The sequence below is a fragment of the Microbacterium sp. SLBN-146 genome (genome assembly GCF_006715145.1).
Lineage (GTDB): Bacteria > Actinomycetota > Actinomycetes > Actinomycetales > Microbacteriaceae > Microbacterium.
Genome location: NZ_VFMR01000001.1, coordinates 3,500,684 through 3,513,997, shown reverse-complemented (window position 1 = coordinate 3,513,997; position 13,314 = coordinate 3,500,684). Strand labels below are relative to the sequence as shown.

The following is a 13,314-nucleotide window of genomic DNA, read 5'->3' as shown; positions in this document are numbered from 1 at the left end:
AGGGTAGATGGGTGAGTTCGAGCCGCACCACCAGATTCCCTGCGCGGGCATTTTGGTTCTCTTTCGCCATCTCCTTCCTGCTCCTGGGTGCCTGGTCTTTCGCCAGTCCGCACATGGCCTCTCCCGACGAGCCCGCCCACGCTGCGAAGGCCGCCGCGACCGTTCGCGGACAGTTCGTGGCGGACGAATCGGAGTTCAACGCCGGTCGCGGCAACTTCCAGCTTCCGGCGCTGTTCGATCAGGCGTGGAACCAGACGTGCTTCGCCTTCCAGCCCGACACGCCCGCGAGCTGCTCACCGGAAATCGGCGGCGATCTCGAGCGGATCACGGACGTGACATCTCACGTCGCCCGATACAACCCGGTGTATTACGCGCTCATCGGGACTCCGACACTCGCCCCGCTGAGTGAGTGGACGTTCGCATCGATGCGACTCGTGAGCGCGCTCATCAACGCGTTCCTCATCGCCCTCACCATCACGGTCGTCGTTGGTCTCCGTCGACCATTCCTCCCGCTCTTCGGAGTATTGGCCGCGATGACGCCGATGACGTTCTTCATCGGCGGCTCGATGACACCGCAGGGACCGGAGGTGTTCGGCTCCCTCCTGGTCGCCGTGAGTCTTCTGGCCCTGGTCTTCGATCCCGATCCCGACCGGATTCGGCACCGAGGTTGGGTTCTCGTGATCGGTACCGCGTTCTTCGTACTCGCGCGCGGCCTCAGCCCGGCCTATCTTCTGATGATCATCGTCTTCGTCGTGCTGGCCGCACCGCGTTTCGTCACCGTGTGGGACACGATCAAAGACCGTCGTTTCTGGGGACCACTCGCGGCGTGCGTCGGTCTGTCCCTCGTAGGCGTCGTCTACACGCTCGCCTCGGGCAGCTTGGCGCTCGGAGTCGTCTATCCGGACCCCACCCTGACGGCTCGTGACGTCGTCACCACCATGCTGAGGGGCACCGACTACTACCTCGAGCAGATTCTCGGAACCTTCGGATGGGGCGACACGCACCTGCCCATGCTGTTGCTCATCGGCATCGGCGGAGTCGCTCTCGCTCTGGGAATCCTGGCGATGGCCTTCGGTTCCTGGCGCGAACGTTCGGTGCTGACGCTCGTCGTCCTCGCATCGATCGTCACACCGATCGCTCTCCAGGTCGCAAGCTTCAGGGAGTCGGGGATCGTGTGGCAGGGGAAGTACATTCTGCCTATCGCGATGCTCGCCCCCGTCCTGGCGGGCTTTATCGCGGCGCGTGCGGATGCTCTGACACGTGCCTCAGCCGGACTTGTGCGAACGGTGGCCGCACTGGTCGCGATTCTGCAGGTGTGGGCTGTCGTCGTCAACATCCACCGGTACGTCAACGGCGCTAATGGACCGTGGACGGAACTGATCCCGAACCCCTGGGCCCCACTGATCCCAGTCGTGCTGATCGTCGGGGTTCAGGTGGCGTGCTGGGCGTCGGTCATCTGGGTGGTGCGACGCTGGTCACGATCGCTCGACGCTGTGCAGCCGATCAGCGAAAGTCCGGCGCGCGCAGCGACAGGTAGTGAAGCCGACTGAACTCGCGTCGCGATTTCAGTACGCCGTCGAGGATCAATCCGATCAGCCACGCGAGGAACGCGAGGATCACGAAACCCATCGCCAAGATCGCGGTGGGGAATCGCGGGACCAACCCGGTCGCGAAGAACTCAAAGACGACGGGAAGGCCCAGGATGACACCCAGCAGCCCGAGAATGGCGCCCACGACGCCGTAGAACATCATGGGTCGCTCGTGCCGGATCAGGCCAACGATGAGTGACAGGATCTTGAATCCGTCGTGATACGTCCGGAGCTTGCTCTCGCTGCCCTCGGGGCGGTCTTTGAAACCGACGGGCACTTCGATCTGCGGTACTCGCAGACTCATGGCATGCACCGTCAGCTCGGTCTCGATCTCGAACTCCCGAGAGAGCGCAGGGAAGCTCTTGACGAAGCGACGAGAGAACACGCGATACCCGCTCAGCATGTCGCTGACAGGCGACTTGAAGACGCTGCCCACCAGCTGGTTGAACCCGCGGTTGCCCAGTTCGTGACCGGGACGGTACGCGCTCGTGGTCGTCTGCTGACGAACACCCAGGACGTGGTCGTAGGGCCCGCTGTGCAGCGCCTCGATCATCCGGGGGAGGTCCGCCGTCGCGTACGTGTCGTCGCCGTCGATCAACACGTAGACCTCGGCGTCAACGTCCGCGAACGCGCGTCGCACGACATTCCCCTTGCCCTTGGAGGACTCGCGCCGCACGTGCGCCCCATGAGCCTCGGCGATCTCCGCGGTGCGATCGGTGCTGTTGTTGTCGTAGACGTAGATCGCCATCTCGGGAACAGCCTCCCGCAGATCACTGATCACCTGAGCGATAGCCGCTTCCTCGTTATGACAGGGAACGATCGCGGCGATCGTCGGGGCAGGGCTCATCACTAAAAGTACTCCTCGGCGTGTTTCGCTCGCGACCCTCAGCCGGCGCAAGCGGGCTCTAAGCTATCATGGGCCGTTCCTAGGCCTCGGACGCGAACAGTCATCGCGGGAAGGCAGTGAGCGCACCAATGACTCTTGCGGCTCGGATCTCTACGCAGCTCCGGCAGGGCGGGGCCTTCCTCGTCGTCGGCGGCGTCGCCTTCCTCGTCGACGCGGTGACGTTCAACCTTCTCGCTTTCGGAGTAGATGGGCGGGGGCCTCTCTTCGACCTGCCGCTTGTCGCGAAGACGGTGGCGATCGTCATCGCGACCGTGGTGACATATGTCGGCAACCGATTCTGGACGTACGGCAAACGGTCGGTGACCCAGACGTTCTCCCGCTATGTGATCTTCATCGCGCTCAACATCGCGGCGACCGCGATCCAGCTCGGCTGTCTGGCCTTCTCCCGCTACGTCCTCGGCCTGGAGGGGGTCGTCGCGGACAACATCGCGGGCACCCTGGTCGGACAGGTATTGGCAACGGCGTTCCGCTACGTGACGTATGGGCGGTGGGTCTTTCCTGACGACGGTGGCCATGCCAAGCAGGTGGTCATCGAGCAGGCGTAGATCGCCCGGCCTTCACGACCGTCGATGCACCGTGCGATCGTAGACCCACGTTTCACAGCGGCGGACAGTCGCCAACATCGCGCAGACGAATCGCTGCGGCACGCTCAGCCTCCTCTTGAGCGATCGGATGTACGCCTCGTCGTTCTGGCAGAGGAGCTGATCGTCGGCGGACAGCGCACTCGCGCGAGCGAAGCGGATGGCACTCAAGCCGTAGTAGGCGCGGGCGGGAAGGATCCCGGCCTCGAGCGAAAGCTCGAAGCAACGCCCGTGCGCGAGGATGATGTCGTGGTAGTAGGACGTCGAGCGAAGCTGATGCGAAACACTGTCCCCGCGTTGCAGCCAGAGATAGAGGTCATCGCTGCATGACGCCACGCTCGTCATACGGAGATAGAGGTCCATGGCGACGGCGACGTCCTGAGCGAAGCGGCCCTCGGGGAACCGGATTCCCTGAAACAACTCCGCTCGATACAACTTCCCCCAGTTGGCTTCGCTGAAGTACATGAGCTCACGGCGAAAGAGACGCCTCACGAGCTTGCTGAAGACCATCTGGTAGCTTCGGGCCGGATTGTCGAAGGAGATCGTCTTCCCGGTCGCTCCCGTCACGGTTCGTGCGAGTTCCTGAGATGCGCCGCTCGCCCCGACGTTCACCCATCGACAGCAGCTCATGTCGGCCTTCTCGCTCTCGAGCATGCCGACGAGTCGCTCCACCAGGTGCGGCCGCATGAGATCGTCGTTGTCGCAGAAGGTGATGAACTCCCCGCGGGCCATGTCCAGCCCTCGATTCTGGGCGCTGGCGATTCCGCCATTCGCTTGGTGAACCACGACGACTCGAGGGTCCGAGGACTCGAGCGCGTCGCAGATGGCACCGGACCCGTCCGTCGAACCGTCGTCGATCAGGAGCACCTCGATGTTCCTGTGCGTCTGCGCGAGGATCGAGGTCGCGCACGCGTGCAGATAGCGTTCGGAGTTGTATACCGGAACGATGATCGAGACGAGGGCAGCCGTTGGCGCGGAGTCTGTCACCCCGCAATGGTAGCGAGCATCGGGGTGAGGGCCGCGCTAAACTCGCTCCAGGGTGAACCGCCCGCACAGCCATCACCTCGCGGAGCGCGCCATGGATCTTCTCATCGTCGGCTCCGGCTTCTTCGGACTCACCATCGCGGAGCGCGCGGCGGCATCCGGCCGCAAGGTCGTCGTCATCGATCGGCGGGACCATCTCGGCGGCAATGCCTACAGCGAGCTCGAGGCTGAAACGGGAATCGAGGTGCACCGATATGGTGCACACCTCTTCCACACGTCGAACCGGACGGTGTGGGAGTACGTCAACCGCTTCACGAAGTTCACGAACTACGTCCATCGCGTCTACACGACGCACAAAGGTGTGGTCTTCCCGCTGCCGATCAACCTCGGCACGATCAATCAGTACTTTCAGGCGGCGTACTCACCCGACGAGGCGCGCGCTCTCGTGCGCGCTCAGGCCGAGGAGTTCGATGCGAGAAGTGCGGCCAATCTCGAAGAGAAGGCGATCGCCCTGATCGGACGCCCGCTCTACGAGGCATTCATCCGCGGATACACGGCGAAGCAGTGGCAGACCGAGCCCACCGCACTGCCTGCGGAGATCATCGGTCGCCTCCCGGTCCGATACTCGTACGACAACCGCTACTTCAACGACACGTGGGAGGGCCTCCCCGTCGACGGCTATACCGCGTGGCTCGAGCGGATGACGGATCATCCGAACATCGAGGTCAGGCTCTCAACGGACTACTTCGACGAGAGTCAGCCGTTGAACAGGAAAGCGACAGTCGGACAGGTGCCGATCGTATACACGGGGCCCATCGACCGCTACTTCGACTTCGCAGCTGGAACGCTCTCGTGGCGCACGCTCGATTTCGAACAGGAAGTGGTCCCGGTCGGCGACTTCCAAGGGACCCCCGTGATGAACTACGCGGATGCCGAGGTTCCCTACACCCGCATCCACGAGTTTAAACACTTCCACCCGGAGCGCGCGGATCGCTATCCCGCAGACAGAACCGTCATCGTCCGCGAGTACTCGCGATTTGCGACCCGTGAGGACGAGCCATACTACCCGGTGAACACGGCCGACGACCGTGAGGGCTTGCTCACCTACCGCGAGCTGGCGAAGGGAGAGCCGAGCGTCTACTTCGGCGGTCGTCTCGGGACGTATCAGTACCTCGACATGCATATGGCGATCGGGTCGGCTCTGTCGATGTGGAACAACCTGCTCGCCTGAGTCGTCGAGCTGGGACGGCTCAGCGGGTGCCGGGAGTGCGATCCCTCGCGGTTCAGTGGAACGTGAATCCACCGGGCGACAGAGTGAAACCCTCTCCGGTGGCGGTGACGCGGCACGTCACGTCGTCGTTCGACACCGTGCAGCGCGTGCCCTCGTAGCGGATGCTCATCCCGGCGGGCACCACAGGGATCGAGCGCTCCGGGTACCCGAACCAGTTCGGGTAGAGGTGAGACGCTCCCATGTACGGAGTCACCATCACGGACTGAACGTACGGCCCGGTGTCCGGGTAAGGCTGCGGGAGGATATCGGCGAACGTATCGACAGTGCACGACGCGGTCCCCGGCGTCGTGGTGAAGTGGCCGACGGTGATGATGCCGCAGACGATCCGGCCGTCCTCACTGCGGAATTCCACCCCGGGAAGCGGAACGTTCCCGTTCTGGCGGTCTATCGCGTGGGAAACGTAGCCGACGGGGTCGACCTCGTCGAGCGGACGCGGTGGCGCGAGGTAATCTGATTCCTGCGGAACGGGAACGGCATGAGACTCGGCGGGTGGCGCGGATGGCGCCGGGGACGCGGAGACTGAGGAAGAGGAATCCGACGCCTGGCTCGTCGGGGACGGGCTCGGGTTCGACGGTGTCGCCGACGGTGTCGGCAACACGGGGCTGCGGGAACTCGACTGCTGAGCAGTCCCGGTGTCACTCGTCGTCGCACAGCCGGACAGCACAATGCAGACGGCGAGCAGTCCTCCTGCGGCGATGCGCTTCATAGTTCGAGCATAGGAGTAGCCTGACGGCGGCACACGCGACGAAGGTCACGCGTGTGTATCGAACCGAATCCTGTGCGTGTGGGGCACCCGCCTAGAATCGAGATGTGACAGCCACCGTCGGTGCTCCGGGCTCGCCCCGACGCTACCTCCACTCGCTGTGGCTGCTCTCCGCGCGTGATCTGCGCGTGCGATACGCCACCAGCGCGCTCGGCTATCTCTGGTCGGTCCTGGACCCCCTCGTGATGAGCGCGATCTATTGGTTCGTCTTCACGCAGATCTTCCAGCGCTCGGTGGGGCACGAGCCATACATCGTCTTCCTCATCTCGGCGCTGCTTCCCTGGGTGTGGTTCAACTCGGCGGTCTCCGACTTCACACGTGCGTTCAGCAAGGATGCTCGGCTCGTGCGTTCGACATCGATTCCGCGATCGATCTGGGTCAACCGCATCGTGCTGAGCAAAGGTGTGGAGTTCCTCTTCTCGCTTCCGGTCCTCGCGGTCTTCATCGTGCTCTCGCGGCCGGCCGTGGAGCTCAACTGGGGACTGCTGCTCTTCCCCGTCGCAATGCTGCTCCAAACGGTCCTGCTCGTGGGTCTCGGGCTTCTCATCGCGCCCCTGTGCGTGCTGTGGAGCGATCTGGAGAGGACGACGAAGCTCATCCTCCGCGCGTTGTTCTACGCCTCCCCCGTCATCTACGGAGTGTCGGATCTGCCGGGCGCGTTCGAGACGTTCGCCGCGTTCAATCCGCTGGCCGGGATCTTCGCCCTCTACCGCGTCGGGTTCTTCCCCGAGGAGTGGGATCCGTGGGTAATCTCGATCAGCGCCGTCATGTGCTTCGCGTTCCTCGCTGTCGGAATCGCGGCGTTCCGCAAGCTCGAGCGGTCCGTCTTGAAGGAGCTGTGATGACGACATCTGGCCTCGCGATCGAGGTCGAGGATCTTGGCGTGCGCTTCCGTAGAAACCGTCGTGGTCGCCGGAGCCTCAAGGACCTGTTCTCGACCTCCTCGCGACGAACGCGCCCCGATGAGTTCTGGGCACTGCGGGACGTGACTTTCACCGTCCAGCCCGGGGAGTCGATCGGCGTCGTGGGGCGGAACGGTCAGGGTAAGTCGACCCTCCTCAAGCTCGTCGCCGGGGTTCTGCTTCCCGATGAGGGGGACGTCAAGGTCAATGGAGGAGTCGCACCGCTGATCGAGATCACGGGGGGCTTCGTCGGAGATCTCACGGTGCGCGAGAACGTTCGCCTCACATCGGGTCTTCACGGGATGTCGCGTGCCGAGGTCGAACGACGGTTCGACGGGATCATCGAGTTCGCCGAACTGCGCGACTTCGTGGACACCCCTTACAAGCACTTGAGCAACGGAATGAAGGTGCGCCTCGCCTTCGCCGTGGTCTCTCAGTTGGAGGAGCCCATCCTCCTCGTCGATGAGGTTCTCGCCGTCGGCGACAAGGCCTTCCGCGAGAAGTGCTACCGGCGCATCGACGAGCTTCTCGCCGCGGGCCGCACCCTTTTCTTCGTTTCGCACAGCGAGCGCGATCTCCGCCGATTCTGCACGCGCGGCCTGTACCTCGATGCACACCGGCTCGCGATGGACGCTCCCATCAACGAGGTCTTGGATCGCTACAACGCCGATCACCCGACGGGCTGACCTGGGCGCGTCCGCGAGGTTCGAACGGTCGTCAGCGCGCCATTCTATGCCTCGAGCGGCGTCATCGGACGCCACAGAGCATCGCGCGAGATGCGCCCGCCGTCGCGGAGTCCACGGAAGAGGTTCGAGGTCCCGCGCACCTTACGCTCGACGAACAGCAACCGCACGAGCTCCTTCGCGAAGGTCAGCGCCGTGCCGAGGCCGAAGAGAATCGGGTTGTAGACGCCCAGCGTCCGGTAGTAGTGCTTGATGTATGCCCGATTGCGCATGATGTAGTAGCGGTAGGCGTCGCTCGACGCGTTCATGTGGCGGATGCCCATGTCCCACTGCTTGATCTCGCGCGTGCGACGCAGGACGAACTCGTCCACGATGACCGAGGTCGTGAGTCTCGACGCGAGCCACCCGTACGTCTGGTCATCCCAGTAGATGAAGAAGCGGGGGTCGGGGAGGCCGATCTGCTGGACGATGTCGCGGTGGATGAACATGCCCTCGAAGCATCCCGAGTTCATCTCCTTGTACCCGGACGCGTCGAATCCGGACGGAGCGAACGGAATGGGGATGCCGAGGGGCTCGGCGATCCGGTACTGCCAGTAGAACTCACTGCCGTCGTAGTCGTAGCGACGGCCCTGGATGCTCTTGAACCGCGGTGCCCACTTGCCCATCTTGGCCAGGCCATCGGGGAGGACCTCGACGTCGTCATCCATGAGCCAGATCCACTCGCTGCCGAGTTCGTAGGCGATGCGCGTGCCTTCGCTGAAGCCTCCGGAGCCGCCCGTGTTGGTGTCGAGTCGGCGGTAGACGATCTCGGTGCCGACGAGGTCGCGGTGTGCTTCGACGACATCGGCCGTGTCATCGGTGGACGCGTTGTCGACGATCACGACGTGGCCGGGCTTCGGATCCATCCGCGCGATGCTCTCGAGGAGACGCGTCAGCAGCCCTGATCGGTTGTACGTGACGACGGCGATCGTGGCGGAGGCGGGGGAGAAGTGTTCGGCAGGCGTCATGGCGGGGCTGTCGGATGCTGGGGGCATGGCCCGTGAATCCTACCCTGAGCGAGCGCTACAAAGCCTGAACGCCGAGTGACTCACCCGCCCGCGGGCACGCGCGGCAGGCCCGCGTCCCTTCCGCGGTCCACCCTTTCCCGCCAGGACCGCGACTGACCTGCCCGCACGGCGCACAGCACGAGCAGCATCAGTCCCGCGCCCGTGAGGGTGAAGCTCTCGAAGAACGAGTCGATCATGAGTGCGATGAGCATGAGCGGAGTCCACGCGTAGACGACCGAGCGGCGCTCGCTCGCGTCGAGCCACGAGCGCACGAGGGCCGTGCCCACGAGCCCGATGAAGAGGATGAGCCCCACCCATCCGAGCTGCAGGAGCACGTCGAAGAAGGCGTTCAACCCCGTGCCGTACACCTCGCCGAGCTGGTAGTTGATGCTCGCGAAGGGGATCCCCGTCTCCTGCCACGGCCCGTACCATCCCCAGCCCTGCACGGGCCGGCGGACGACGTAGTCGAGCATGACGTTCCAGAGATCGACGCGCAGCGAGAAATCCCGCCCCGCGTTGATGAAGGCGATGATCGGATGCCGCGCGAGGTACCCGACGATGACCCCCACCACGACGAGCGAGCCGAGCGCCCATTGGAGCGCGCTCCGCTGCTCGCGGCGGGCATGGCGGACGAGCGTCAGGGCTCCCGTCGCGAGCCCCATGCCGACACCCAGTACGAGGACGGTGGGGGAATCGGAGAGCACGCCGAGTGACCCGGCGAGCACGACCGAGGCGAGCGAGACCCCCGGTCGGACCGCTTGAGTCCGGTACTCGATCATGAACGTGATGAGCGCGATCACCGCGACGAAGCCGAGCATGTTGCGGGTGCCGAACATGCCTTGGATGGGTCCGAGATCGGCGATGTTCCCCTGAATGCCCAGGAAGCGGAAGGGGATGTCCAGAAGGATGCCGGAGAGGATCTCGAGCCCCAGCGAGACGCCGAGGAGCACACGCAGGACGTCCGCGAGCGCCCTGACTGTCTGCAGCGTGTCGCGGATGTGTCCGATCACGACGGCGAGGAAGACGATCCCCGCCATCGCGACCCAACTCCACCACGTGTCGGTGCGGTCGAGGCTCCAGAAGACGCTCGCGAGCGCCCACCCGACGAACGCGACGAGGGTCGTCGGTACGAGGCGGACGAACGAGATCTCTCGGCGACGGGCGATCAGGACACCGATGCCCAGCACGCAGAGCCCCGCGATGATCGCGACGTAGGTGACGCGTCCCGACATCCGTTCGATCGCGAAGGACGACAGGACGGCCGCGAGGACCGTGACGGTGTACGCCCGCGCGAACGCGGCGGAAGCCAGCAGCGTCCCGAGCCAGGTCGGCCGCGGAGCGCCGGCCGCGCTCACGCGTCCTGCTTCGTCGGCTCGCCGCGCTCGATCGCCGCGCTCTGCTCGGCCGGACCCACGCCGATGTGGGGCGACTGCTTGATCTTGAAGCCGAACATGAGCAGGAACATCCAGCCCCACAGCAGGAGCGGCGTGGACTCGGCGAACCCCTGCACGAGAAGGATCGTGCCGACGAGCGTCGGAAGCAGCGTGAGAGGAGAGTAGGGGCGGTCGGCGCGGAGGTCCCACCGTGGCCGGTCGACGGCGAAGAACCACGTCCGCCAGACGTACGCGAAGAAGAGGAGCGAGAGCAGCACGACCCCGACGACGCCGAGCTGGAAGTACACGTCGATCCACATGTTGTGGGCCTGCATGACGGTCTGGTCGTGGTCGATGATCCAGCCGTCGAATGCCGGCTCCCACGAAGGCCACGGCGTCGCGAAGCCCCAGCCGGCGAACGGGCGTTCGGAGGCCCGCTCGAGGACGGCGCTCCAGATGCCCTCGCGTCCCGTGAGGTCGGCGCTTCGTCCGAGCGACGTGAAGATCGTGTCGCGCAGGAGCCAGAGTGCGAGGGCGCCGCCGACGCCGATGACGGCGTAGCCGACGTAGTACTTGGTGCGCTCGCCGGGGTGTCTTGTCCGGCGCATGAGGAGGACGGTGGCGAGGACCAGCACGACGGCGGCTGCCGCGACGTACGCCGTGGCCGAGGCCGCACGCACGAAGAGGAACGCCGACAGGGCGATCCAGCCCAAGAGCAGGGAGCGACGCGGCGCGCGGGCGGCGTACCGGATCGCGAACACGATCATCGCGACGAGCGCGACGGGGCCCAGGAGATTCGCGTTCCCCATGATCCCCTGGAGTCGCCCGCCGTCGAACAGATTGTCGCGGGACCAGTACAGGATCGGGTCGGACGCCGTTTCCACGACGAATCCGGGGAGCACCGGCGCCTGGATCACGAGCGACACCCACAGCTCGAAGATGATCGACAGTGCGATGACCCACTTGAGAGCCGACGCGATCGTGCGGACGAGTTCTCGCCACGTCAGTACGGCGCCCACGAAGAACGCCTGGACGGTCGTGACGTAGAGCAGCAGAAGGGTGAGCGCGGATGCCGCGGGCCACGCCGACCACAGGACGGACGCTGTCGCCCAGGTGATGTATGCCACCCCGAACCAGGGAAGGCGCCGCCACTGCACGGGCGGACGCACGATGAACCACAGGATGATCGAGACGAGCATCCCCCCGACGGCGACGACACCCGCGACGATCTCACCGAAGGCGTGGACCCATGCGACGCCCGCGAGCGCCGTGAAGAGCACGAAGGTGCACCACCCCCGCAGCATGAGATGCCCGGTCTTCTCTCGGACCGGGGCTGTCGGCGGGGCCGAGGCCGGGTGCTTCGAATGGACGGCCATCGTTTCCCAAGGGTACTCGGTCCTCCCGATACCCTCGGAGGCATGCTCGTCTCCCTTTCGAACACGCCCCGCGACTACGCGTGGGGCTCGCAGACGCTCATCGCCGACCTCGAAGGGCGAGCCCCGTCCGGTGCTCCCGAGGCCGAAGTGTGGTTCGGCGACCACCCCGGCAATCCCGCGCTGACGGGGGACGGGTCGACGCTCGACGCCTGGCTTGCAGCCCAGGGGCAGGGGCAGCTTCCCTACCTGCTGAAGCTTCTCGCTGCGGGATCCCCCCTGTCGATCCAGGCCCACCCGTCGAAGGAGCAGGCGCGCGAGGGATTCGATCGTGAGGATGCCGCCGGCATCCCGCGCGATGCGGCCGAGCGCACGTATCGCGACGCCAATCACAAGCCCGAGCTGGTCGTGGCGATCTCGCCCGAGTTCCGCGCCCTCGCGGGGCTCCGACCGCTCGCCGACACGCGCCGCCTGCTGGCTGTCATCGGCGACGCGGCGGCGGGGCTGACGTCGCGTCTGGACGGATCGGATGCCGCGACGGCCGACGCCCTCGCCTGGGTGCTGTCTCCCGCGGCGGGAGACGACGTGCGCGCCATCATCGGTGCCGCTCGCGACGCCTCCTCGACGGAGTTCGCCGCGGAGCTCGACCTTGTCCGTCTCCTCGATGATCAGTACCCCGGGGATCCCGGCATCGTCGTGGCACTCCTCATGAACCTCGTGACGCTCTCGCGCGGCGAGGGGCTGTTCGTGCCGGCCGGCGTGCTCCATGCGTACCTCGAAGGCCTCGGCGTCGAGCTCATGGCCGCGAGCGACAACGTGCTGCGCGGAGGCCTCACGCCCAAGCACATCGACGTCACCGAACTCGTCTCGGTCCTCGACGCAGGTACGGGTCCCGCGCCGGTCCTCCGCCCCGCGGCGCTCGCCGACGGCGTCGAGGGATACGACGTGCCGATCGCCGACTTCGCGCTGCGGGTCGTCCGCCCCACCGGTTCGGAGATCGACGTGACGCTTCCCGGGACAGCCATCCTGCTCGCGACGGCGGGGCGGGTGACGGTCACCGGCGCGGCGGGGGAGATCGTGCTGGTGCCGGGCGCGGCGGCGCTCGCGACCGCCGACGAGGCATCCGTTCGGGTGTCCGGTGAGGGCGAGCTCTTCGTCGCGACGCCCGGTTCCTGAGGTTCGCGACACGCCGACGGCGCGTCGCGAACGTTCAACTCGGAGGTGAGGGTTTACGATCCGCGACTTGACCGGGGCGAACTACACGGGTGTAATTACCTGTACACGCAAACCAGCGTGACGAGTAATACCTCCGGGGGGAGAACGAGATGACCGGTTCGCAGTATCGTTCTGGCGTTCCCGACAATTGGTTCGTCGATCCCGTCAATCTCGGGGTTCCGGGCGTGCGCCGCCCCCTCGAAGTCGAGGACGAGAATCCGCTCTCGTGGCAGACCGACGCCCTCTGCTCGCAGACCGACCCCGAGGCCTTCTTCCCGGAGAAGGGCGGGTCGACGCGCGACGCGAAGCGCATCTGCACGACGTGCGACGTCCGCGACCAGTGCCTCGAGTACGCGCTGCAGAACGATGAGCGCTTCGGCATCTGGGGCGGGCTCAGCGAGCGCGAGCGCCGCAAGCTCAAGCGCCGCGCCGGCTGACGCCCCGAAGCGACGACTGTTCCGAAGCAACGGCGGTTCCGAACGACCGGTTGCTCCGAGGGGCATGACCGGCTGCACAGGCCGATCTCCCCCTTCGCCGAGAAGACGCAGACCGTCCGAAATCGGCACTGAGGGCAGCAGTTCGGGTCTTCTCGGCATCCGAAGTTCCC

13 protein-coding genes are annotated in these 13,314 nt (G+C 65.5%); 7 read left to right on the top strand and 6 right to left on the bottom strand.

All coding sequences use genetic code 11. The features are described from left to right. Window positions 1–11: 11 nt before the first annotated feature. Window positions 12–1,550 carry a DUF2142 domain-containing protein gene (locus tag FBY39_RS15925; RefSeq protein WP_260838033.1) on the top strand — a complete coding sequence of 513 codons (1,539 nt, stop codon included), beginning with the start codon at window positions 12–14 and terminating at the stop codon, window positions 1,548–1,550. Here the strand turns inward: FBY39_RS15925 and FBY39_RS15920 are convergent. Continuing rightward, on the bottom strand, window positions 1,504–2,436 hold the full coding sequence (locus FBY39_RS15920; protein ID WP_141933591.1) for a glycosyltransferase: 933 nt from the start codon (window positions 2,434–2,436) through the stop codon (window positions 1,504–1,506). The genes FBY39_RS15925 and FBY39_RS15920 overlap by 47 nt on opposite strands. A 128-nt stretch (window positions 2,437–2,564) precedes the next feature. Between FBY39_RS15920 and FBY39_RS15915 the strand changes: the two genes are divergently transcribed. Then, complete coding sequence (locus FBY39_RS15915; protein ID WP_141933589.1) at window positions 2,565–3,041, top strand: GtrA family protein; 477 nt, start codon at window positions 2,565–2,567, stop codon at window positions 3,039–3,041. Between the two features lie 12 nt (window positions 3,042–3,053). Here FBY39_RS15915 and FBY39_RS15910 read toward each other — a convergent pair whose 3' ends face one another. Beyond that, the gene (locus tag FBY39_RS15910; RefSeq protein ID WP_141933588.1) at window positions 3,054–4,064 is read right to left on the bottom strand and encodes a glycosyltransferase family 2 protein; all 1,011 of its coding nucleotides are present in this window, start codon (window positions 4,062–4,064) and stop codon (window positions 3,054–3,056) included. Window positions 4,065–4,155: 91 nt separating this feature from the next. Between FBY39_RS15910 and glf the strand changes: the two genes are divergently transcribed. Then, a complete protein-coding gene (glf, locus tag FBY39_RS15905) occupies window positions 4,156–5,292 on the top strand; it encodes a UDP-galactopyranose mutase (RefSeq protein WP_141933585.1) in 1,137 nt (378 codons plus the stop codon). A 52-nt stretch (window positions 5,293–5,344) separates the two neighbouring features. Here glf and FBY39_RS15900 read toward each other — a convergent pair whose 3' ends face one another. After that, window positions 5,345–5,704, bottom strand: coding sequence for a hypothetical protein (locus tag FBY39_RS15900; RefSeq protein ID WP_141933583.1), 360 nt, complete (start codon window positions 5,702–5,704; stop codon window positions 5,345–5,347). Window positions 5,705–6,162: 458 nt separating this feature from the next. On the opposite strand from FBY39_RS15900, the gene FBY39_RS15895 reads away from it, so the two are divergent. Together FBY39_RS15895 and FBY39_RS15890 are read left to right on the top strand one after the other, a co-directional pair. Beyond that, the gene (locus FBY39_RS15895; RefSeq protein ID WP_141933580.1) at window positions 6,163–6,957 is read left to right on the top strand and encodes an ABC transporter permease; all 795 of its coding nucleotides are present in this window, start codon (window positions 6,163–6,165) and stop codon (window positions 6,955–6,957) included. Further along, window positions 6,957–7,703, top strand: a complete 747-nt coding sequence (locus FBY39_RS15890; RefSeq protein WP_141933579.1) for an ABC transporter ATP-binding protein — start codon at window positions 6,957–6,959, stop codon at window positions 7,701–7,703. Before FBY39_RS15895 ends, FBY39_RS15890 begins: the two co-directional genes overlap by 1 nt. A 44-nt stretch (window positions 7,704–7,747) precedes the next feature. Here the strand turns inward: FBY39_RS15890 and FBY39_RS15885 are convergent, their stop codons facing one another. From FBY39_RS15885 to FBY39_RS15875, 3 genes are read right to left on the bottom strand one after another with little or no spacing between them, the layout of a single operon-like run. Further along, window positions 7,748–8,734 (bottom strand): glycosyltransferase family 2 protein, encoded by a 987-nt coding sequence (locus FBY39_RS15885; RefSeq protein ID WP_396652291.1) that lies wholly within the window; start codon window positions 8,732–8,734, stop codon window positions 7,748–7,750. 53 nt (window positions 8,735–8,787) lie between these two features. Further along, the gene (locus FBY39_RS15880; protein ID WP_260838032.1) at window positions 8,788–10,101 is read right to left on the bottom strand and encodes an O-antigen ligase; all 1,314 of its coding nucleotides are present in this window, start codon (window positions 10,099–10,101) and stop codon (window positions 8,788–8,790) included. Further along, window positions 10,098–11,495: an O-antigen ligase family protein gene (locus tag FBY39_RS15875; protein ID WP_141933577.1), complete on the bottom strand. Its 1,398-nt coding sequence runs from the start codon at window positions 11,493–11,495 to the stop codon at window positions 10,098–10,100. Before FBY39_RS15875 ends, FBY39_RS15880 begins: the two co-directional genes overlap by 4 nt. A gap of 42 nt (window positions 11,496–11,537) precedes the next feature. Between FBY39_RS15875 and manA the strand changes: the two genes are divergently transcribed. Next, window positions 11,538–12,668 (top strand): mannose-6-phosphate isomerase, class I, encoded by a 1,131-nt coding sequence (manA, locus tag FBY39_RS15870; protein ID WP_141933575.1) that lies wholly within the window; start codon window positions 11,538–11,540, stop codon window positions 12,666–12,668. Between the two features lie 149 nt (window positions 12,669–12,817). Beyond that, on the top strand, window positions 12,818–13,144 hold the full coding sequence (locus tag FBY39_RS15865; RefSeq protein ID WP_141933573.1) for a WhiB family transcriptional regulator: 327 nt from the start codon (window positions 12,818–12,820) through the stop codon (window positions 13,142–13,144). Window positions 13,145–13,314 lie beyond the last annotated feature (170 nt).